The organism is Gilliamella sp. W8145, from assembly GCF_016101145.1.
Lineage (GTDB): Bacteria > Pseudomonadota > Gammaproteobacteria > Enterobacterales > Orbaceae > Gilliamella > Gilliamella apis_A.
In genome coordinates, this window is sequence record NZ_JACFRC010000001.1 from 330,996 (window position 1) to 353,816 (window position 22,821).

Sequence of the window (22,821 nt, forward strand, 5' to 3'; positions counted from 1 at the left end):
ATCTTTATTAAAAGGTCTTAAATTAAGAAGATATCAATAGTATGTTAGCAAATATTATCTGTTTTATCGTTATTCCAGCTCTTGCTTTCTTGGTGCTACGCATAGGTATCTTGACCCAAAAAGAACTAGATAAACTTTCCCAAAAAAAGCAAGCCGAAATTGATCCTTTTATTCGTGAAAATGCTATTCGACAGTTAACTGAAGAAGAAATTCTTCTTCTTCAACCTTATCTTGATAATGAAGATCATATTCCTCCTCCTTATCAATGGCAAAGTTCATTAATCAATTATGATGTCATGAGAATTAAAGCGTATATTGAAAAAGATTATCCAGATAAACAAAATAATAATTACTATTACAAGATGGGTTATATACGGTTATTCTTTCCTTACAATATGTCTTACCGTATTTTAGGTCTTCGTGATAGTTTTGATAGCGAACTACCTAAAAATAAGTCTGACTATATCAATACCGCTGAAGTTGTGTTTACTAAAAGTTATGCCATTGTCGTTAAAATAAACACTTGTGAGTTATTGGAAGCAGGTCTAAATCTATCTGGTCGAAAAGAGGGGCAAATTGAAGATTATTGGCAGACCGGCAATTTGAAACCTATTGGTTTGAGTAGCGCTGAAAAGTCAAATGAAACCATTACCCAACTTCTAACAGAAGAATCAGAAAAGACACCGCCTTTTGAGATTGTTAACAAAAGAGAAAAAAATCAATTTGAAATTGCAATGGAAGACCAAAGTAACTCCGGAAAATTAATGATTTTTTTGTTTGTATTAGGTGTGATGGGGTTATTGGTTTTAGAGCATTTTCAATCGCTATTGTTGGCATTTTTCTCAATCATATGCTTTATATTAGCTATGATAGTATCGCATATAAAACGAGAAATACCTACTGAATATGTCAACCATATCAAAGCGCAAAAATTGGGTATTGAATCATACTTTTATGTTAACACTCCCGAACACTGGAGAATGTTCATATCAAATAAAAGTGAAACTCCAATTGATATGGAGGTTGACATTAATTCTCGAAAATTACTCAGTTATGGCGGCTATTTATCAATAAGTGAAGAAGTGGAAAATTATGGTGCACCAAAATTTATCAAGCATAATGTTAAATTGGCTATTACAGGATTAATATTGGTTGTATTAATTTACTATTTTACCAATGCCGGTGAAAAATTTGATTTTAGCTATCAGCAATTAACCTCACAAGCCACTATTTGGAACATTGATGATAAAACTAACTTAAAGAAAATAGCCATTCAATTTATGGATCGGGTTAATCTCGATTTATCAAGTGTCTCGTGTGATATTCAAAATGAAAATGAAGATCATTCTCAATGTAATAAAATATTTGTTAATACTAATCCAATAGGCAGTACAAAACTTAATCTTTTTTCTTCATGGCCTCAATCAACACAAGCGATTTATGATAGCAATATTTTAAGAATGACAAAAGATTCAGAAGTTATTGTAATGACTGCGTTAGCCAACAAATATTTAAATCAGCGTTTAGAGAATGACTCCAAATATACGAATAATCCAAAATACAAACAATACACGAAAAACAAAAATATAGTTGAATTGATAAAAATCTATAATATTGAGATAGCTATTCCAACCTTTGATGACAGTTGTAAACATCTAAACCTTGAACCTTGTAACCAAATTAAAAACAGTCTAGCCAATTTACTGTCAGATATAAGTGGTGTTGATTTAAACAATTGGTCTGACGTGGTGGCTTATGCGAAATCGCATTACAACATTCAAAAAATAGTAAATTTAAACTCGGCGCAAAATATTGTCCAACTAATTACTCAATATCGAAAAAATATTCTTAAACATTTTATCTTTGATGCTAAAGAAAAAGTAGCAATGCTGCAAAATGATGAAAATAACCTTAGTTTACAATTTACTAAATTGATCCCACTCTATGATAAAAATTATAATTACAAATATAATAATGAAATTTTCAAAGAACAACTTGATTATTATAATGGTATTTTAATGGGAAATAATGCTAACTTAAAAATTACAGGTGTAGTCACTAATGTGAGTTACCATAATGGAACAGTTTCAAAACTAACTATTTCAACAGATCCTATCTATAGTATTGATAAAAATCAGTTGTTTTCATTTTTATCACCGATTTTGATCAACAATTTTGTGTTTCTATTTGTTATCTTAATCACCTTAATTAATTGTACTTTGTTTATTTGGAAAAAAGCTGCCAATCAATTACGACTTGAAAAAATTATTTCTAATTATAGTGATAAAATTTTAAAAAACCATTCAATGGTTGGGGATTAATATTAGATAGGTTACTGAAATAATAGATACCAAATTAGTAGGCGAAGAGAGTAACTTATCGATTAAACATAATTATTCAATTGTGAGCTAAGCCATATTCTGTTATACTATTTTCCCGTCTGATTCATCATATATTGCATTAGTTTTTATGGTTTAAACTTATGTTATATTGTTCAACTAAATTAATAATGGTCTGGTATTAATGGTCACGAATTATATTTTTGTAACAGGCGGTGTCGTTTCTTCTTTAGGTAAAGGCATTGCCGCAGCATCTTTAGCTGCAATTTTAGAAGCCCGCAATTTAAAAGTCACCATGCTAAAACTTGATCCCTACATCAATGTCGATCCGGGAACAATGAGTCCAATTCAACATGGTGAAGTTTTTGTGACTGAAGACGGTGCCGAAACCGATCTTGATTTGGGGCATTATGAGCGTTTTATTCGCACCAAAATGAGCCGAAAAAACAATTTTACCACTGGACGTATTTATTCTGATGTTTTGCGAAAAGAACGTCGTGGTGATTATTTAGGCGCAACAGTTCAAGTTATCCCTCATATTACTAATGCGATTAAAGATCGTGTTATTGATGGTGCAAAAGGTTACGATGTCGCTATCGTTGAAGTTGGTGGTACTGTTGGTGATATTGAATCATTACCATTTTTGGAAGCTATTCGCCAATTAGCGGTAGATGTTGGTCGTGAACATACTTTGTTTATGCATTTAACTTTAGTTCCTTACCTTGCATCATCTGGTGAAGTTAAAACTAAACCAACGCAACACTCAGTGAAAGAGTTATTATCAATTGGTATTCAACCGGATGTCTTAATTTGTCGTTCAGATCGCATTATTCCAGCCAATGAAAGAGCTAAAATTGCGCTATTTTGTAATGTGCCTGAGCGTGCGGTGATTTCACTTAAAGATGTTGATTCTATTTATAAGATCCCTGCATTATTAAAATCACAAAATTTAGATACTTTTGTTTGCAATCGCTTCCATCTTGAATGTAAAGAAGCGGATCTATCTGAATGGGAACAAGTGATTTATGAAGAAGCCAACCCAGTTGGTGAAGTGACCATTGGTATGGTTGGTAAATATATTGCGTTACCTGATGCTTATAAATCAGTTAATGAAGCATTAAAACATGGTGGTTTAAAGAATCGTTTAACTGTACATATTCGTTATATTGATTCAGAAGATCTTGAATCACGAGGCACTGAATTATTACAAGATTTAGATGCAATATTAATTCCTGGTGGCTTTGGCTATCGTGGAGTTGAAGGTAAAATTATGGCTGCACGTTATGCTCGTGAAAACAAGATCCCTTACTTAGGTATTTGTCTTGGTTTACAAGTAGCATTAATTGAATATGCTCGTAATGTTGCCGGCATCAAAGATGCTAATTCAACAGAGTTTGTTAAAGATTGCGCAAACCCAGTAATCGCATTAATTACTGAATGGAGCGATGAATCAGGAAAAGTGGTTCAGCGCAGTGAAGATAGTGATCTAGGTGGTACTATGCGTTTAGGTTCACAAATTTGTCATTTAGAGCCTAATTCATTAGTTGCAGGTATGTACAAAAAAGAATCGATTACCGAACGTCATCGCCATCGTTATGAAGTTAACAACAATTTATTACCAGAAGTGGTTAAAGCTGGATTAAAAGTAACAGGATTATCAACTGATAAAAAACTAGTAGAAATCATTGAAATTCCTGATCATCCATGGTTTGTTGCGTGTCAATTCCATCCGGAATTCACTTCAACACCACGTGATGGACATCCATTATTTAGTAGTTTTATTAAAGCTGCCAAAGATCATCAAGATCAGCAGCAAAAATAGTTTATATTTACATTATAGTTACATATCTGTCATATAGAGGAAAATAACATGGCAAAAATCGTTAAAGTACATGGTCGTGAAGTCATCGACTCTCGTGGTAACCCAACTGTTGAAGCTGAAGTTCATTTAGAAGGTGGTTTCGTTGGTCTTGCAATCGTTCCATCAGGAGCATCAACAGGTTCACGTGAAGCATTAGAACTTCGTGATGGTGACAAATCTCGCTTTTTAGGTAAAGGCGTACTTAAAGCTGTTGAAAACGTAAATGGCCCAATTGCTAAAGCAGTTGTTGGTAAAGATGCGTTAGATCAAGCAGCTATCGACCAAGTCATGCTTGACTTAGACGGTACTGATTTCAAATCAAACTTAGGTGCTAACTCAATTCTAGCTGTATCTTTAGCTACAGCTAAAGCTGCAGCTGCAGCTAAAGGCGTACCACTTTATCAACATATCGCTGATCTTAATGGTACTCCAGGTCAATACTCTATGCCATTACCAATGATGAACATCATCAATGGTGGTGAACACGCTGATAATAACATCGACTTACAAGAATTTATGATTCAACCAGTTGGTGCTAAAACTGTTCGTGAAGCAATCCGTATGGGTTCTGAAGTATTCCACAACTTAGCAAAAGTTCTTCATGATAAAGGTATGAACACTGCTGTTGGTGATGAAGGTGGTTTTGCTCCTAACTTAGGTTCAAATGCTGAAGCATTAGCTTGCATCAAAGAAGCAGTTGAAAAAGCTGGTTATGTATTAGGTAAAGACATTACTTTAGCGATGGACTGTGCAGCTTCTGAATTCTATAACAAAGAAACGGGTAAATACGTATTAAAAGGTGAAGGTAATAAAGAGTTCACTGCTCAAGAATTTACTCACTACCTAGAAGGTTTAACTGAACAATATCCAATCGTATCTATCGAAGATGGTTTAGACGAAAGCGATTGGGAAGGTTGGGCATACCAAACTAAAGCATTAGGTGACAAAATTCAATTAGTTGGTGATGATCTATTTGTAACTAACACTAAAATCTTCAAACAAGGTATTGAGAAAGGTATCGCTAACTCAATCCTAGTTAAAGTTAACCAAATTGGTACTTTAACTGAATCTATCGCAGCTGTTAAAATGGCGAAAGATGCGGGTTATACTGCGGTTATCTCTCACCGTTCAGGTGAAACTGAAGATTCAACTATTGCTGATTTAGCTGTTGGTTTAGCTGCTGGTCAAATCAAAACTGGTTCAATGAGCCGTTCTGACCGTGTTGCTAAATACAACCAATTAATCCGTATTGAAGAAGCTTTAGGTTCAAAAGCACCATTTAACGGTTTAAAGGAAGTTAAAGGTCAATAATTCGTTTTTATAAACGATGTTATTTAATAAAACGGTGACTTAGTTCACCGTTTTTTATTGCTTAAGCGATGACATAACACCATAAGGGTTGCGTTGCTTTGGGTTGTGTTGTACTCTTAGGCACTTACGTTGAAATGGTGCCTTAAATTTGAAAATAATCATAAATATCTAATTGATAATTTATAATTTAACCACATATAACTCTTTTATATTAACCAATACGAATACTTTTTCTGCTTATGAATAATATTACGAATATGTCCCAGCCTAAAAGTAAATGGCAACTTTTTAACTGGCTTTGTTCAGGTAAATTACCGCTTAACGAATTATGGCTTAAACCGACTTATCGTTATAAATTTTTTTTTCGAACTCTATTTTTAAGTCCTATTACGCTTAAACTATTAGACAAATTAAGACAATACAAGTTACTTGGTTACTATTTATCATGCCAAACTAATTTACCTTGTAAACTACAACGACCTTATTTAGCTTCATGTTTGAGCCAACAAGAACGGTACGAGGCATTAGCTTATCATTATGATTTTTTAGCTAATCGTCCTGATAGCATGACAAAAGCCTTCTATAACTTAGATATCCCCTTTGAATTAGCCAGTATTAGGGCAAAAAATGACGCCAATATAAAAATTGCAATTCAAGCACGTAATAAATATGCTCGGGAAGGGGAACTCAGCCTCTATTTTTATGATAATGATGGCATTGATTTAGCGACGTTAACTTTTACTATCGCGCAATATCAACAAAAGTCGACACTTTTTATTTCCGGCTTACAAGGAACAGGGCATCATGAAGCTCGAACTCGAGTACAACAGGCAACAAAACAGTGCTATGGGCTTTTTCCTAAACGTGTTGCGGTTGAGGCAGCGTTAATTATTGCTGGTTATTATCAACTTGAACAAATTATTGCGGTGGGCAATAAAACTCATGTCTACAACAACTGGCGTTATAATAGCCGACAAGAAAGGATCTTATCTGATTATGATGATTTTTGGTTAACTATTGATGGTAAGCAAGATTCAAGATCGTTATTTATATTGCCAAACCAGATTAACCGCAAATCACTGGAAGAGGTTGCCAGTAAAAAGCGTTCTGAGTATCGCAATCGTTATGCATTATTAGATGAGCTCAAGAACAATATTGAAACACAATTAGCATCATTAAAATAATCTTTTAATCTATCGCTTGCATTATATTGCAAGCGATCTTAAACAAGACCCAAATCTATCTGATACTTTTAATATAAAAATGATAATTAAGGAATGAAATATGTATTTTGGTATTCTTATTGCTTTAGTACCGTTATGTTTAGGTTATTTGATTAAATTCAAAGAGCAAAAGTGGATAACCAAGATTAATCAGATCTTAAGTTGGATGGTCTATTTTATATTATTTATAATGGGAACCGAACTAGCTCATTTAGATAATCTCGCTGCTAATTTAAAAATTATCTTATTTTATACTGGTATTATTTTTATCTGTACTTTTGGCGGTAATTTTATTTTTTTAGCTATTGTTGATCTTTTTTTACCATGGCGTACTTCACATAGTAATGCAACTTATCAATCACGATTTAAAATGATCTTGGAATCTCTGCGGGTCTGTATTGCATTGATAGCAGGATTTGTTGCAGGACTTTTTCCACTGTTTATTTGGCAATATAGTGAAGATATTACCAAAGTGGTTTTAGTATTTTTGTTGTTACTTATTGGTATTCAGTTGCGTAGTAATAATATTTCGTTAAAACAGATTTTATTGAATAAAGTGGGTATTGCTACTACCATTATTGTCATTCTAAGTACCTTTTTAGGTGGTATTATTGCCGCCTTCATATTGGCACAACCAGTGAGAGTAGGGTTGGCAATGTCATCAGGATTTGGTTGGTATTCGTTATCGGGAATATTAATGACAGAAGCTCATGGTCCAATCATTGGTAGTGCTACTTTCTTAAATGACATTCTACGAGAATTATGTGCCATTATCTTAATTCCTACCTTAATCAAACGATATAAACTTACAGCACTAGGTTTATGTGGTGCAACCTCAATGGATTTTACCTTACCTATGCTACAAAAAGGAGCAGGGGTTAGTATTGTACCACCAGCAATCGTTCAAGGTTTTTTATTAACGTTAATCATGCCAATATTTATGACTCTATTTAATTATGGCTTATTTTAAATTTTCTATCTAAATTTAACTGGCTAGGTTAATAAATAATAATAAATAGTTTATTGGTGATTACTATTGTAACTATATGATTATGTAAATTTGCAATAGTACTAAAACTGCATTATCAAAGATTGAACATTAACTTATTAATTTCAAAAAAATCTATGCGAATCAGTGGTTAAAATTTGCCATTTGTTTTTTTCTAAATTAGCAAAAACTTTTACTCAATCTTCCATCAATAAACTAACAATTGTTAATTTTACTTTACATATGTTGACAAAATAGGTCCTGAATTAAAAGTAAGATTTTCACAACAAAAAAACATACAATGTTAGAACAAGATATGCAGTGTTTTAATCTTACCTTAAATCATCAACAAATCAATTATTCAAGTATTTAGCAACTGGATAGCGAACCTGTTGAAGTTTATTTAGCCTTTACTAAAAGTCTAAAAACGACATTATTAAAGATTGCACATTGAATTATTAATCCATTTTAATGAAAATGTTTGCATAACGGGGCTGCTTGTTACCACGATTTTATTGAATTTTAAGATTTTATAAGATCATCATTTAATAATCATAATCTTTATGAACGACCGAAAGGTATCAAGATCAATTGATAACAATAATGACCTGATTTTCCTTACTAATCTTTACAATTTTTAAACAAGTAGCAATTGCGGAAATTACTCGATTTAATTATACTTTAAAAGTCAAAAAATTAGATTTTTATTGAAATAAAATAATCGGATATCGTGACAAAGGATTGAAAAAATGTTAAAATACAGTTGTTTAGTGGTCAGTCAGTCAGTCAGTCAGTCAGTCAGTCAGTCAGTCAGTCAGTCAGTCAGTCAGTCAGTCAGTCAGTCAGTCAGTCAGTCAGTCATAAATTAGGGTTATTAAAGGGATTAATAAGTCGAGCCTACATAAATTATCCAATTGCAAGTCAACGATTCTTTACTTCCGTTAAAGAAATCATTACCGCTAAAACTTATTCACTTAACTTACAGTTAAGTCTTAACTTTTTGTGTTTAAAACCAACATTTTTAACCATATTAGCTATATCTAGTTTATTAATCCTTTCAATTAATTCGGCATATGCATTAAATGCGAGTACGGCCAATGCAATTCATGGAAATGGCCCATATCTCTCTTTTGATGGAATAAATCGAGCCTCTACTACAGAGCCACTGCTTTGGCTTAGATTATCAAACGGTGCGGTTTATCAGCCATATCAAGATAGTTCAAGTTACAACAATCCAATAAAATTACCTGAATCAGTTACTAAAGTAAAGGATATCCAAACAATTATACCGTTTAATAATTATCCTAGTATTAGTTTAAGTAGCGTTATCGCAAGCAATAATTATTTTAATGATATTGATGGAGATAGTGGAATTAGTTCATCAGGTACCTTAAATGTTACGTGGCGAGATGTTAATAATAATGACATCACTAATTGGGTTAAAAATAATCAAGATGCATTTTTATCAATTACCGGTTCGCCTTATAAAGTTACCATTTCGTCTACAAGTGGACGTTTATCAACGCGATATGGACTTCCACAATCAAGTGATATAAGCAATTTTCAAGGGGCAAGTCATACTTATTATTTTTCCCCTGAAGCTAATGGGCGAGCCATAAAGACACGTTCTGATTCATGGGAATATCCTGTAAATCGTAATCAATGGAATAATTTTCCAACTACTGGAGGTGATGGACTTAATTATACATTAGTGCTTGATAAGATCAGCCCAGAAGAAGTGATAGCTATTAATGGTAGTATTATATATCCCGAATCAGGCGAAGGTGTAAATTTATCTTTGTGGAGAGATTCAATTAATGAAGTAGGGATAAGACTAAATGGCCCTAAAATAACTAATGGAGGAAGGTCAACAAAAGGTGTAGCGATAATTGGTTCGGATAAAGTAGATAAGAAATTTGGAGTTTCAAGGTTTGTACTTTATGCCGATAAAGAACGTAAAACAGTTCTGTATAAATTTATAATAAATACTTGGTTTGTTAATACAAATCGTTTTGAAGCCAAACAAACTCAAACTCCTATACGACCTGGTTATTGTAATTATGAAGGTTATAATTTGCCATCGACTGCACTATTTAGTAATTTTTATTCAAATCGACCAACGTCATCACAAACATTTAGAGAATTAGGTCGACTATATTCTGAATGGGGACAACATGTTGGTAGTTGGAAAATTACTGATCGAGTGATGACTTCTGGTGGTGAGGTTATTCAAGAGGGCGTTATACGAGGCAGTTTTGTAGGCGAAAGATTACGTATGATTTGTGCTACAAGGTTGTCACCAAAAAATTAAGCGAGTAATTGCCAAATAAGGTTTGTTAACTGTATTTGGCTCAAATTTCCATTTGAACATTTTTATCAGCCAATTAATTATCTGATTAGCTACTAAATGGTTAATTTTCAGAATTAGCATCGATTTGTGCTGTATTAACAGCCTAAAAAAGTATTTTTTATAGTTTAATATTAACTTATTAATTAACTATGATAAAAATTTTTTCAAATTTGTAACATAAAATCAAAGCGTTTTAGTTCAACTTTTCTTTACATTATTTGACAAAATTTAATATTACAAAATTTGGTATGGTTAATGATATTATTTATACTTTTTTTATAAAATTGATTTTTTGCAATAAAAACACAATACTTTTACAAAGGATTGATATATGTTATCAAGTAGTTGTTTAGTAACTAACCATAAATTGGGATTATTTAACCGATTAATTGCTGCAATGTTAGCAATATATTTGCCTCAGCATCAACATTCATTTTTTTCTTTTAAAGATTTATTTACTGTTAACCTCTTGTTTTTTAGAGTTAATTTTATAAAACCTTTTTTTTGTTTAAAACCGATGCTAATAAATGTATTGGTTATAAATAGTTTATTAACCCTTTCAATTAATTCGACATATGCATTAAATACCAGTACGGTTAATGTAATTAATGGTAGTGCTCCTTATCTTACCAATGATGGAGGTATTACAAAAGCAGATAGTACGGAAAGTTTATTGGGTATAACTTTATCCGATGGAACAGTCATCAATGCTTCAAATGATGAATCCAGTTTAGTAACTCCAATTGAGTTACCGAGCGAAGGCGATACTTATGCGAGTATCCAAACTATCGTTCCGTTACCGGCAGCAGGTAATAGTAGTTATCCTAGAGTAAATATTATTGATTTACTGAAAGCACCGTATAACTATTTTGGTGATGATGATGGCGATGGTTATGATGATGTAACCGGTGAAGTTATCGCAACAGCGAGTGGTGATATAGGCGTTAAATGGGAAAATATTAATGGTATTGATGTGACCGACACAGTTAAAAACAATGCCTATAGTAAATTTATTGAATGTGATAGTCCTTATAAATTAACCTTAACAGCAAGTAACGTTGAATTAAATACCGTATATGGAGAGCCAAATAAAAGTAGTTTTATGGGAAGTAGCCATAGTTATTATATAAATCCTAAAGTTGAACCTCATGTCTGTTATGCTCAACCTAGCCCATTATATGATGATGGCACTACTGGAGTGGGTATGTTTTATGATGGATCTGGCTGGGATTCGGCCCTTATTGATTGGAATTATAGAGGTTATCCAAGTAAAGGATTTAAGATTAATAGCGCACGTAATAGTGGTAATTATGATGGTGAAAGTTCGGTTTATAAAAATAATTTTCCAAGTACAGGGTCTAATGGATTATATTTTTATTTGTTATTGGCAGGAATAAGTCCAGAAGCGGTGATCGCGGCCAATGGCAGTAGCATAAGCGCTGTAGAAGGTGGCAATGTCAGATTAAGCTTAAGTACAGGTATAACTCTATGGGAGCATGATAGCCCTTTTCTATTTAATAATGCAATAATGTACCCTTATCAAGCCCCATTATATGGTGTCCCACAAAAAGGATTAAAGATAACCTTAAATGGTCCTCGAGCAACGTCTAATGATAAGAGTTTTAGTCCTTCTACATTTAGGTTATATGTAGATAGTGGAAAAAGTAAAATACTTTATGAATTTAAATTGATGCGTTGGTATATTCCTACCGATATTGTCTATCAAAATATTCTTATAGATGGAGATTTATCGACCACTCAAGCGAAAGCTGAAGAAGCGTGTCGTCGATTAGGTAAAGGTTATCGGTTAACGGGAATGTATGATTTGACCTATGATGTTTTTAAAGAAAAATGGCATGCTATACCTCCAACAAACAATAATGCTCTTCGTCAGTTAAGTTACCGTAAAGATGGTGAATGGGTCAGAGGAATAATCAATGAGTGGGGATCTTTATATAACAATAGTTTCTCGCACACTCGTAATTATCCTGATAGTGATTGGTTACATGAAGCTTATGGGATTGCAGAACCAATATCGAAAAATGATGGTAAATATATACGAATTCCGTCGGTTAGTATGTATTCAGGTGGTGTTGACAACACAGACCCTACATTTTCTTATTTAGCTTGTGTTTCACCTTAATAATAAGAAGTTTAACAATTAAATTAAAATATTATCCAATGTATTGGGATTTATATGTGAGATTTTAAATAGCTATTAGTAAAATATTAGTCTTACAATCTCAATATAAGGAAATATTGTAATAATAAATAAATTGTATTTTTACACGTTTACAATGAGGGTAGCTTTATTGTAACTGCATTATAGGCCATAAATTAAAAGTAAGATTTTTACAACCAAAAGTATGTTAATGATTGGATAGCAAATTGTGGATTCCTATTACAATAAGTTGATTAAGCGCCAGCCAAATGGGTTATTAACGTCATTTTGTGCAGAGTTAGAGTGCGATTATCATAAGGATTTATTTAGGGTCTATCAGCGACGTTGCCGTGAAGAGAGCGTAGCGAAAGTAACGGCAAAAGCCAGCCGAGCGCGTTTGAAGACGCGCGAAAGGCAGGTGTCGGAGCTATCGACTAAAAAATATACAATATTAAAACAAAATATGCAGTGTTTTAGTTTTAATTTTATTTTAGTAGTTGTTAATCAATTAGCTATCTTGTTGAAGTTGATTTAGCCTTTATCAAAAATCTCAAAACACCATTATTAAAGATTGAAGATTGAGTTATTAATTTATTTTAATAAAGTTATTTGCATAACGAGGCTGCTTGTTACCATGATTTTATTGAATTTTAAGATTGTTGGGATGATGATTAAATAATCATGATCTTTGTGAACGACCGAAAGATATCAAGATCAACTGATAACAGTAGTGACCTGATTTTACTTACTTATCTTTACAATTTTTAAACAGGCAGGAATTGTCAAAATCACTCAATTTAATTATACTTTTTACCAACAATAAATTATATTTTTATTCAATTAAAATAGCCGGATGTCGTGACAAAGGATTGAAAAAATGTTAAAATACAGTTGTTTAGAGGCCAGCCAGCCAGCCAGCCAGCCAGCCAGCCAGCCAGCCAGCCAGCCATAATTTATTAAATCAAAAACGTTTTTTTGATAAAAAAAAGTCCTTTCTAGTTTTTTTTGTTTTCTCAATTATAACTCACAATGTAAGTGCATTATCTGCGTCAACTGTCAATGTTATTCATGGTAGCGCACCATATATAACTTTTGATGAATACAAAACACAATCGGATCTTTCACCCTTATTATCAATTGCTTTACCCAATGGTGAAAAAATAAGCCCATTAACTGATACATCAAGTGAGACACAACCTATTAGGCTTAATACTAATAATACAAAGTTTGCCGACATTCAAACTTTTGTTCCTTTTCCGGTTGACAATATAAATTATCCTACAAAACCTTTGAGTGATATTATTGTTGGTTCAAATTATTGGTGGGATATGGATGGTGATGGTAGCGATAAATCACCGACAGTGACCGGAAATTTAAAAGTGACATGGCAGGATGATGAGGGAAACGATATAACTAATTTAGTGACGAATCAAGTTGATACATTACTAGATGGTTGCTTGGCACCATATAAATTAACTGTATCAGCAACACAAGGCACTATTTCTACTACTTATGGGATTCCTAAAACAAGATCATTTTCTGCTATTCAACATAGCTACTATATTTATCCAAAAGTCATGTCTACCGCCAAATTTTGTTATGCAAAACCTAATGTAGAATATGAAAATGATATAAATGGTGAGTGGAAAAAGGGCAAAGGTTTTATCTTTTATGATCCTAATAATGTTCATAAGAATTTTCCAACTACGGGATCAAATAATTTATTTTTTGATTTAAAAATAGCTGGTTTATCAGCAAAAGAACTAATTAAAATTAATGGCGAAAGTGTTTCTCAAATATCAGGTAGTGGCGTAAGTTTAGCTTTAAGTGACCATCAAGGCTTTTTGCGAGTAACTTTAAAAGGCCCATCAGCCTCAACTAATGGCGGTCAATTTCAACCTTCTACATTTAGACTTTATGCGGATTATAGTAAGACAAATGTTTTTTATACCTTTACGTTACAGCGATGGTATATTGCCTTTATAGGGCCTTCTGGCAGTTATGCTAACTCAAAAAATAAATGTAACAGCTTAAATGGTGGATATCGGATACCTAATGTATTGGAATTAACTAATTCTAATCGTGAATACAATGAGAATAATATTTATATAGGTTGGACTTATGGTATACCTGGTGTTGGCCCAGAATATCGAAGAATGATTAGTTATAAGAATGATCGTGGTACATGGATGGGAGGTCTATTTGCTGAATGGGGTAATACTACTAATTTTTATTATAAGAGTAGTGATTGGGATGATTATAATGATCCTTATTTTGGTACTTCGATTTATTGGTCAAGTAATATCTTTAGAGGTGATGCTAAAACATTATATGTAGTAGATTCTCGACAGGGTATTGTTGGCACTCGAGCTGATTTTGAACATATGTATTTAACTGCTTGTATAACACCATAATGATTGGTAAGTAAGTTATTGAACAAAAATATACAAACATAAAGTACTTTTTTGTAAACCTAATTGTGTTAATTTCAAAATTGATACGATTAGGATTTTTTATTTAAAATGAATGATATTTAATGAATATAGAAGAAAAACTTAAATTAAGTCAGCAGTCTGATTGTATCTATTTTTTTCGAGAACGGATGTTTGCACAAGTTTATGGAGTATCACTCTATTTAGCCGCTACGAAATTAAATTTAGATTTGAAAGTTTATTGTCAACAATATAAAAAATTGAATAATAAAAAAGTATTAAAAGCTGGAATATCAATACCAAAGTTAATTGGACTTTTCTCAGACCAACTTATTGTTCAATCTTATGGTTATCAATTAAGAGGAAATTGGCAGATTGATTTAACACAAGTTATTGAATGGCAGAAATTGCAATTTACTGCAATAGAGCAATTAAGAATGATGTCAGCGCCCCCTAATATTGCAGAACCTAATTCAAGCCACCTCTCAAATAGAAAGGATAAAGCCCGATTAGCATTAGCCGGCAAGCATTCACAGGATGCTTGGCATCTAATGCTAAGCGAAAGAGAATATAATTATTTGAAAGATTGGAAAAAAGGGAAATATCCGTTATCAATTGACTTAAGCTTTATCGAAAAACTGTCCCAAAAAATTGCATCCAGTCGCGCTTAGCGATTGGCGTAATTTTTTGCTCAAAAAGTGAACATTAAAATCACTAAAAAAATTACGAAAAACGCTTTTTTAATGCAATAAAAAGTTAACAAGTAAACTTTTGTTAAATCGCTGTACCTTTTTTAGGGATGAAAAAATTTTGTATATCAACTTGTTCATGTTGCAAAAGCCAAATTTTTTTGTCAATTCCACCAGCATAACCAGTTAAGTTACCATTGGCTCCAATAACCCGATGGCAAGGAATAATAATTGATAAAGGATTGTGACCAACCGCTCCACCAACGGCTTGACTGGACATATGTGGCTTATTACATTGCAATGCCACTTGTTTTGCGATATAGCCATAGGTAATGACTTCACCGTAAGGAATTTGTGCTAATATGTTCCATACCATATGCCTAAATGCGCTACCTTGAGGAGCAAGTGATAATTGTTTTATAGATGGTTTTTTGCCTAGAAAATAGTTATCTAACCATTTTTTAGTCTGATTAAATATTACCAAATCAGATTTTTCTTGTTTGACAGCATTAACAATTTGGCCAAAATATTTTTGTCCTTCAATCCAGGCACCAATTAATTTATTGTGTTGACTAGCTAAAGTTATTAATCCCATTGGTGACGAATAGTGGCTAATATAAAACATGAAAAATCCTAATATTACCGATTAAGCGATACTTTATTATAACCAGTTAATGTAATTTAAGTAGTAAAAATAGTTGTTTATTTTAGATTGTTCAATTCAGTAGTTATAAAAATTTTTTCTTTTTTTATATTATCTGCAATGAATAATTTAAAATAAAATTTATTAAAATTATTATCTTTAACAAATTGATTAATAAAATATTATAAGACTATTATGAATGATGAGTATGAGTAAACTAGCTTATTATTTTTATTTATTAATATCGAAAGTAAAGTGATTAAGTAGAGTCGAGTGAATAGAATATGACTCAACAATAATACAAAAAGACTCACGTTAGTGAGTCTTTTTGTAAAGATTATTTGCTAGCTTTGCCTTTTTCTACATAGCTCATATCGCCTAATGATTCAACGATAAATTTACCATCATCAGTATAACGGATTTTAGTTACGCTCGCGTTACCAAGTCCACTCGTGATTGGTTTGTCTAACATCTCTTCAACCATTGCCATAATAGCCATACCGTGAGAGACCACCAATACATTACCACCACCTTGTTCTTGAGCAGATTTAGCAATAGCCTTTAATGAGGCTTGCATACGAGTTTTAACAGCATTGTAATCTTCAGCTTGACCTGATTTCTCAACAGCTTTGATCGCATCCATCACCTTTTTAAGGTTAACTTTACCTTTAGCTAAATCAGCCATTAGGGCTTTGTCAGACTCATAACCTAGATGTTGTGCAGCTGGGTTCCACATGTTTGGATCAAGATCACCTTCAAAATCACCAAAGCAAGTTTCACGCAGGCCTTCCATTTCATTAATGTTTAATTTAGTTTCACCTTTAGATTCAAGTACGATTCTTGCTGTTTGTCTAGCACGACCAGAGTCACTTGAATATACCGAAATAAAATCAACATCTTTTAAACCTCGGCCAAGTTGCTCTGCAACTTCAATACCAGGTTTAGTAAGAGGCGTGTCTGACCATCCTTGAGCACGATGTACATTATTGAACATAGTTTTACCGTGACGAGTAAAATAGATATTTACATCGGCAGCAAATGATTGCGCGATTGACGCTGTAAGAATAGCGGTTAAGCCAATAAGTTTAATAAGTTTTTTCATAGTTTCGTCCTTTTATAACAAGTTGAATCGATAATCAATAACGGTTTCTGCTGATAATGATGGTGAACGTTGCGCATGGCCGTCTCTCAATTTAGGGGTAATGTCTTTACTGCTCATGGTTTTATAAGACCAACCATAACCAAATTTTGATAAAATAGATAGATTTTTAAATGTTCCACTGGTTGGTTTCCAGATATTAAACACGTTGATTTCACCATTTTTTAGGGTTTCGTGTTTATAGTTAAATTCTCCATAGTTTAGATACAAACCTGTGGTGTTATCTTTAAAAAAGTCGTAACCTAATATACTAGATAATACGATTTCACCATCGCGCATATAGTCACCACCGGCTGCGGCCATACCGTTGTAGCGACCACGATTATTTTTACCTAAATGACGCCCATAAAAACCGATAGCCCCTTTACGGTTAGCGTTGGTATAAGCAATACCGAATTTGGCACTCCAGTCAGCTTCTTTCCATTCAACATCGGCTGCATAATGCCACGCGGAATCATCAAAATCACGCACGTTTGCTTTCATTTTGTCATGATTTTTAAGTGCAGTGCTACCGTAAATTTGTGAGCCGAAGGTGAGTTTATCCATCGGTTTATAAGCGAATTCGATAGCATGACGTTTGATGTAGTCCTTAGCCACGCCGTAAGAGTAATCGAGTTTTAGTGCTTTATCGTTATAAGCAATACCTGCAGTTTTGATATTATCGATTTCGTGCTTTCTATCTATGCTGTAAAAATGTACTTTTTGCGATGATTCTCGCGGTAAGGCACTGTCGATATAGGCTAATGATAACGCAAAGTTTGCGTATTTTAATACGCCACTATATCCTAAATAACTATAGCGAGTTAAATGTTGTGACGAACTCACTACACCCATATCTTTTAAACTATGCCAACCGACTTTACCATTAAAGTTGAGGTCTGTAGAATTGCCGAGTTTGACTTTGGCATAACGTTGCGTAAATTTGTTAAATCCATGGGCATTATGTTTATTTGGTTTTTTACCTGTGTTATAAAGTAAGTTACGAGTGGCAAAGTAGTCACTGGCTCCAAGTTTAATAACGTTGTCGTAAGTGAAATCGAATCCGAGGATATCTAACAAATAACCAGATTTGTAATTAAATGTGAATGCTTGACCCCATGCACTATGAACTTCTTTGGGTTGCGATGCGTTTTCTTTTAAATACTTCCAATGATTACGTGTTGAAAATTCAAATTTGCTATCTTTGAAAAAACTGTTATCAGTATTCAGCGAATTTGATTCAGCCGCAACTGCTGAAAAACACATAATATTAAGTAGCGCTAGCGAAAGGTACTTTATTTTCATTGTTATATCCTATCTTTATTTTTCCAAAAAAAAACCTAAATATCGCCCACAAACCTATCGGTTGAGCTGATATTTAGGTTTTGCCTGCCTAAGCAGTAACAATCCTATTTTGCTAATTTAATTGCTAATTATCTAATTTTATTCGGATTATCGTTAATTGTTTGCCTCCAGTCGTTTATTTATTTAGTGATAATTTACCTTGATTGACATACTTCATATTGCCAATTTCAACTACACTATATTTACCATTTTGATACACAATTTTAACCACGGTAGCATTTGACAATGGTTTGTTTTTATTTGGGTTATCGGTTAAATCAGAAATCATAGCTTGCATTGACATACCAGATGAGATGGCCAAAATATTTTTTTGATGTTTATCCTGAGCTGTTTTTACAATGCTATGCAAAGCATTTTGGGTACGCTCTTTAACCTGGTCAAAATTTTCCGCTTGCTGTTTAGGATCACTTTTAGCGATGGCATCAGTTAGAATTGCCACGGGAATTTGTCCTTGCACATAACTTTTATAAAAGTTATCAACAGATTTAAAACCAAGAGATTTCATGGATGCAGATACCATCTTGGCATTGCTTCCACCTTCAAATCCACCATAAAAGACTTCTCGTAAACCTTTTAATTCTTGGATCTGGTAATCTTTAACTCCTTTTTGTTGTAACAATACTTGCATTGTTTCACGCTGACGTCCAGCATCACTGGTGTAATAAGCATCAAATTGAATGTGTTGCTCTTTAAAACCTTCACCTAAATAACGAGCAACTTCAATACCTTTGTCAGTCAATGGTGAATCAGCCCAACCTTGTACAAGATCATAGGTATTAAATAAAGTTTTACCGTGTCGAGCAAAATAAATATTTATGGCATCATCACTATTATTGTTTGTTGCATTATTTGCTTGATTGCTACAACCAGTAGCAAGCGTTGTTAATAACAGCGCACTAGTAACAAATACTGCTTTAATTTTTTTATTTTTCATCTTTAGCCTCATATGGCATAGTCATTATTATGATGCGTGAAATTACCGGTAGGGCAAATGAAGACCTACTGGAATCATCATTATTTTAAATTAGCACCTTTCGATGAAATGACTGATTGATACCAATAAAAGCTTTTCTTCTTATAACGTTGTAGGGTACCAGAACCGTCTTGATTTAAATCCACGTAGATAAAACCATATCGTTTGGTCACTTCTGCTTTAGATGCACTAATTAGATCAATTGGTCCCCAACTGGTATATCCCATCACTTCAACACCATCATTAATCGCTTCACGAATTTGCACTAAATGATCGTTCATATAATTAATTCGATAGTCGTCATTAATGGTGCCATCAGCTTCGAGTTTGTCTTTAGCGCCTAAACCATTTTCAACAATAAATAGTGGTTTTTGGAAACGTTCATAAAGCAAGTTTAATAAGTAACGGATACCGATTGGGTCGATCTGCCAGCCCCATTCAGACGCTTTGAGATGTGGATTAGGTACCATATCAAGAATGTTACCTTTTTGACGAAGTGAGTCGTCAGCTGTTCCACAACAACTCATGTAATAACTAAACGAGATAAAATCGATAGTTTCTTTTAAATCTTCACGGTCTTGATCGGTAATCGTTAATTCAATATTGTTTTCTTTAAAATAACGATTCATATAGGTTGGGTAATAGCCACGTGCTTGCACATCACCAAAGAACAACCAACCATGATTTTCTAAATGCGTTGCCCAAACATCTTCTGGTTTTGGACTAAGAGGGTAAGCGATAGCGCCAAGTAACATATTACCAATTTTTGCATCAGGTATAATTTGATGACAAAGTTTAACAGCCCGTCCACTGGCTACTAATTGGTGGTGAATAGCTTGATAGATTTCTGCTTTACTGCTATTTCTAGCTAAACCAACACCGGTGAATGGTTCATGTAGTGACATATTAATTTCATTAAATGTTAACCAATATTTCACTTTATCTTTATAGCGTTCAAATACAGTTTTGGCATAGCGAGTAAAAAACTCAATCACTTTACGGTTTCCCCAACCACCATATTGAGTAACGAGGTAATAGGGCATTTCGTAGTGTGATAAGGTGACTAAAGGCGTAATGTTGTGTTTTAACATTTCATCAAACAGTTTATCGTAAAATGCTAAACCTTTTTCATTTGGTTGTTCTTCATCGCCATTAGGAAAAATACGTGTCCATGCGATAGATGTTCTTAAACAAGTAAATCCCATTTCCGCAAACAGGGCTACATCTTCTGGATAGCGATGATAAAAGTCGATAGCCCGATCTTTGATACTGTTAATTTCAACATTATTACGATCAACTATATCGCCAAATAGACCATTAGGAGTACAGTCTGATGTTGAAAGACCTTTACCATCTTCATTATAAGCACCTTCGACTTGGTTAGCGGCAATTGCGCCGCCCCATAAAAAATCATTAGGAAAAGTATTAGCCATGTTTTACTCCTTGTTTGCACTTAACGCTAATAGTGCGTCACCATGTTGAATATTATCTTGATTAAATATGCACTGCACATCGATATAGTCATCACTGTTAGTGATTATGATTGGTGTAGTTACTTCAAAACCGGCTTGTTTTATTGCTTCAATATCAAAGCTTACTAGTCGATCACCTTTTTTCACTTTTTGACCACTTTCTACATGAGCTTCAAAATGTTGGCCATCTAACTTCACTGTATCAATACCAATGTGGATAAGTATTTCTGCACCTGATTTAGTTTGGAAACCGATAGCATGTTTCGTTCTAAATAGTGACACTACTTCACCATCTTCTGGTGCAACAACTTCACCAATAGTTGGAATAATTGCAGCACCTTTACCCATTAAACCACTCGCAAAAGTAACATCATTAACTTCCTTTAAGTCAATAAGTTGACCAGTTAATGGGCTGGCAATAGTGATTGTTTTTACTTGTTTATCACTATCAGTTTTATTGTTGTTTGAATCAGAATTTTCTGTTTCATTTTCATTATTTTGTTTTTTATCTTTTGGGATACCAAATAGATAAGTGACTAATGTTGCTACTGCAAATGAAATAAGTGAACCAAATACTACCGCATAAAATTTTTCATTAATGCCTGTAGGTGGAATTAATTGTAAAAATGAGAAGATACTAATAAAGCTGAATGAATAGATAACCGAATGATAATAACCAACAATACCTCCACCAATCATTGCCGAAATACAGCCGATAATAAATGGACGTTTTAATGGTAAGTTAATGCCATAAATGGCCGGTTCGGTTACCCCAAAAATTCCAGATAATACCGATGAACTTGCTAATGTTTTAACTTGTGGATCTTTGCTGCGTAACATAACCGCTAATACTGCGCCAACTTGAGCGAATACCGCAGGGAATAAGATTGGAATCATAAAATCTTCTTGATAAACCGAGATATTATTCATCGCAAATGGTACTAATCCCCAATGGATACCAAACACCACCATCACTTGCCAAAGAGCAGCTAAAATCATAGAAGCAATGACAGAGTTAAGTTGATAAACATAGATGATACCACTAGCAACTGTATCACTTAAGAATGACACAACTGGACCAATAACAGCAAAGGTTAGTGGTACGGTAATTATCAAACCAAATAACGGAGCAATAAACTTTTTGAATGAGTCATGCATGATTTTGTTTAAGTTGCGTTCTAATAATGAATAGAACCATGCAGCTAAGATTATTGGGAAAACCGATGAAGGATAAGGGATTAATTTAATAGGAATGCTAAAAAATTCTGTTTGTAATTCAAACTTATTACCTAACATGCCAACCACACTAGGATGAACCAATGCACCACCTAATGCCATACCTACATAAGGGTTACCACCGAATTTTTTAACCGCTGAAAATCCTAGAATGATTGGTAAATAATAGAATGGGGCGTCAGCAATCGCATTTAAGAAGTTAAGGGTTGGTGAGTCAGCTTGAACAAGTTCCATGACTTGTAATATTGCTACTATTCCTTTAAAAATACCACCAGCAACAAGTACGACTAGTGCAGGGATAAAGATACTAGAAACTAAATCAATCAGTTTTGATACAATACCTTTAGGGGCAGCCGGTGGTGCATCGTTGGTTGGTTTTTCATTGAGATTGGTTAATTGCATGATGACATTAAATACATCTGCAACACTGTTACCGATTACCACTTGGAACTGTCCACCACTTTGTACAACTGTAATGATACCGGCTTGTTTTTTTAAAAATTCAGCATTTGCTTTTGATTCATCTTTCAACGCAAATCTAAGTCTAGTTGCACAATGCACTAGACTGATAATATTATCTTTACCACCTACATGCTCAATAATTACTTCGGCAAGTTGTTTGTTTTTCATAGCTTATCCT

Annotated in this window: 16 protein-coding genes; 10 read left to right on the forward strand and 6 right to left on the reverse strand. The window is 33.5% G+C overall.

The window, feature by feature from the left end; all coding sequences use genetic code 11:
• Window positions 1–41: 41 nt before the first annotated feature.
• The 10 genes from H3T80_RS01445 (at window position 42) to H3T80_RS01490 (ending at window position 15,336) form a co-directional block, all read left to right on the forward strand.
• Complete coding sequence (locus H3T80_RS01445) at window positions 42–2,321, forward strand: hypothetical protein (protein ID WP_198199533.1); 2,280 nt, start codon at window positions 42–44, stop codon at window positions 2,319–2,321.
• A 202-nt stretch (window positions 2,322–2,523) separates the two neighbouring features.
• A complete protein-coding gene (gene pyrG / locus H3T80_RS01450; RefSeq protein ID WP_086364110.1) occupies window positions 2,524–4,161 on the forward strand; it encodes a glutamine hydrolyzing CTP synthase in 1,638 nt (545 codons plus the stop codon).
• Between the two features lie 48 nt (window positions 4,162–4,209).
• Window positions 4,210–5,511 carry a phosphopyruvate hydratase gene (gene eno / locus H3T80_RS01455; protein ID WP_110448150.1) on the forward strand — a complete coding sequence of 434 codons (1,302 nt, stop codon included), beginning with the start codon at window positions 4,210–4,212 and terminating at the stop codon, window positions 5,509–5,511.
• A 239-nt stretch (window positions 5,512–5,750) separates the two neighbouring features.
• Window positions 5,751–6,695: a VirK/YbjX family protein gene (locus H3T80_RS01460; protein ID WP_198199535.1), complete on the forward strand. Its 945-nt coding sequence runs from the start codon at window positions 5,751–5,753 to the stop codon at window positions 6,693–6,695.
• A 100-nt stretch (window positions 6,696–6,795) separates the two neighbouring features.
• The gene (locus H3T80_RS01465) at window positions 6,796–7,704 is read left to right on the forward strand and encodes a lysine exporter LysO family protein (RefSeq protein ID WP_198199537.1); all 909 of its coding nucleotides are present in this window, start codon (window positions 6,796–6,798) and stop codon (window positions 7,702–7,704) included.
• A 781-nt stretch (window positions 7,705–8,485) separates the two neighbouring features.
• Window positions 8,486–10,033 (forward strand): hypothetical protein, encoded by a 1,548-nt coding sequence (locus H3T80_RS01470; RefSeq protein ID WP_198199539.1) that lies wholly within the window; start codon window positions 8,486–8,488, stop codon window positions 10,031–10,033.
• A gap of 370 nt (window positions 10,034–10,403) precedes the next feature.
• Entirely contained in the window at window positions 10,404–12,215 is a 1,812-nt protein-coding gene (locus tag H3T80_RS01475) for a hypothetical protein (RefSeq protein ID WP_198199541.1), read from the forward strand.
• A 247-nt stretch (window positions 12,216–12,462) separates the two neighbouring features.
• Window positions 12,463–12,768, forward strand: a complete 306-nt coding sequence (locus tag H3T80_RS01480) for a hypothetical protein (RefSeq protein WP_198199543.1) — start codon at window positions 12,463–12,465, stop codon at window positions 12,766–12,768.
• Window positions 12,769–13,522: 754 nt separating this feature from the next.
• Window positions 13,523–14,647, forward strand: a complete 1,125-nt coding sequence (locus tag H3T80_RS01485) for a hypothetical protein (protein ID WP_198199545.1) — start codon at window positions 13,523–13,525, stop codon at window positions 14,645–14,647.
• Between the two features lie 122 nt (window positions 14,648–14,769).
• Window positions 14,770–15,336: a hypothetical protein gene (locus H3T80_RS01490; RefSeq protein WP_198199547.1), complete on the forward strand. Its 567-nt coding sequence runs from the start codon at window positions 14,770–14,772 to the stop codon at window positions 15,334–15,336.
• Window positions 15,337–15,439: 103 nt separating this feature from the next.
• Here the strand turns inward: H3T80_RS01490 and H3T80_RS01495 are convergent, their stop codons facing one another.
• The 6 genes from H3T80_RS01495 to H3T80_RS01520 form a co-directional block, all read right to left on the reverse strand.
• Window positions 15,440–15,979, reverse strand: a complete 540-nt coding sequence (locus H3T80_RS01495; RefSeq protein WP_198199549.1) for a methylated-DNA--[protein]-cysteine S-methyltransferase — start codon at window positions 15,977–15,979, stop codon at window positions 15,440–15,442.
• 355 nt (window positions 15,980–16,334) lie between these two features.
• Window positions 16,335–17,099: a histidine phosphatase family protein gene (locus H3T80_RS01500; protein ID WP_198199551.1), complete on the reverse strand. Its 765-nt coding sequence runs from the start codon at window positions 17,097–17,099 to the stop codon at window positions 16,335–16,337.
• 12 nt (window positions 17,100–17,111) lie between these two features.
• Entirely contained in the window at window positions 17,112–18,440 is a 1,329-nt protein-coding gene (locus H3T80_RS01505; protein ID WP_198199553.1) for an OprD family outer membrane porin, read from the reverse strand.
• A 175-nt stretch (window positions 18,441–18,615) separates the two neighbouring features.
• Entirely contained in the window at window positions 18,616–19,434 is an 819-nt protein-coding gene (locus tag H3T80_RS01510) for a histidine phosphatase family protein (protein ID WP_198199555.1), read from the reverse strand.
• Window positions 19,435–19,514: 80 nt separating this feature from the next.
• Window positions 19,515–20,906 carry a glycoside hydrolase family 1 protein gene (locus tag H3T80_RS01515; protein WP_198199557.1) on the reverse strand — a complete coding sequence of 464 codons (1,392 nt, stop codon included), beginning with the start codon at window positions 20,904–20,906 and terminating at the stop codon, window positions 19,515–19,517.
• Window positions 20,907–20,909: 3 nt separating this feature from the next.
• Window positions 20,910–22,811, reverse strand: coding sequence for a beta-glucoside-specific PTS transporter subunit IIABC (locus tag H3T80_RS01520; RefSeq protein ID WP_198199558.1), 1,902 nt, complete (start codon window positions 22,809–22,811; stop codon window positions 20,910–20,912).
• Window positions 22,812–22,821 lie beyond the last annotated feature (10 nt).

Bases quoted from the DNA above. Each gene is read 5' to 3' on its own strand.
- H3T80_RS01500 (WP_198199551.1), bottom strand. From the start codon at position 17,099: ATGAAAAAACTTATTAAACTTATTGGCTTAACCGCTATTCTTACAGCG.
- pyrG (WP_086364110.1), top strand. From the start codon at position 2,524: ATGGTCACGAATTATATTTTTGTAACAGGCGGTGTCGTTTCTTCTTTA.
- H3T80_RS01460 (WP_198199535.1), top strand. From the start codon at position 5,751: ATGAATAATATTACGAATATGTCCCAGCCTAAAAGTAAATGGCAACTT.
- H3T80_RS01495 (WP_198199549.1), bottom strand. From the start codon at position 15,979: ATGTTTTATATTAGCCACTATTCGTCACCAATGGGATTAATAACTTTA.
- H3T80_RS01515 (WP_198199557.1), bottom strand. From the start codon at position 20,906: ATGGCTAATACTTTTCCTAATGATTTTTTATGGGGCGGCGCAATTGCC.
- H3T80_RS01505 (WP_198199553.1), bottom strand. From the start codon at position 18,440: ATGAAAATAAAGTACCTTTCGCTAGCGCTACTTAATATTATGTGTTTT.
- H3T80_RS01510 (WP_198199555.1), bottom strand. From the start codon at position 19,434: ATGAAAAATAAAAAAATTAAAGCAGTATTTGTTACTAGTGCGCTGTTA.
- eno (WP_110448150.1), top strand. From the start codon at position 4,210: ATGGCAAAAATCGTTAAAGTACATGGTCGTGAAGTCATCGACTCTCGT.
- H3T80_RS01475 (WP_198199541.1), top strand. From the start codon at position 10,404: ATGTTATCAAGTAGTTGTTTAGTAACTAACCATAAATTGGGATTATTT.
- H3T80_RS01490 (WP_198199547.1), top strand. From the start codon at position 14,770: ATGAATATAGAAGAAAAACTTAAATTAAGTCAGCAGTCTGATTGTATC.
- H3T80_RS01520 (WP_198199558.1), bottom strand. From the start codon at position 22,811: ATGAAAAACAAACAACTTGCCGAAGTAATTATTGAGCATGTAGGTGGT.
- H3T80_RS01445 (WP_198199533.1), top strand. From the start codon at position 42: ATGTTAGCAAATATTATCTGTTTTATCGTTATTCCAGCTCTTGCTTTC.
- H3T80_RS01465 (WP_198199537.1), top strand. From the start codon at position 6,796: ATGTATTTTGGTATTCTTATTGCTTTAGTACCGTTATGTTTAGGTTAT.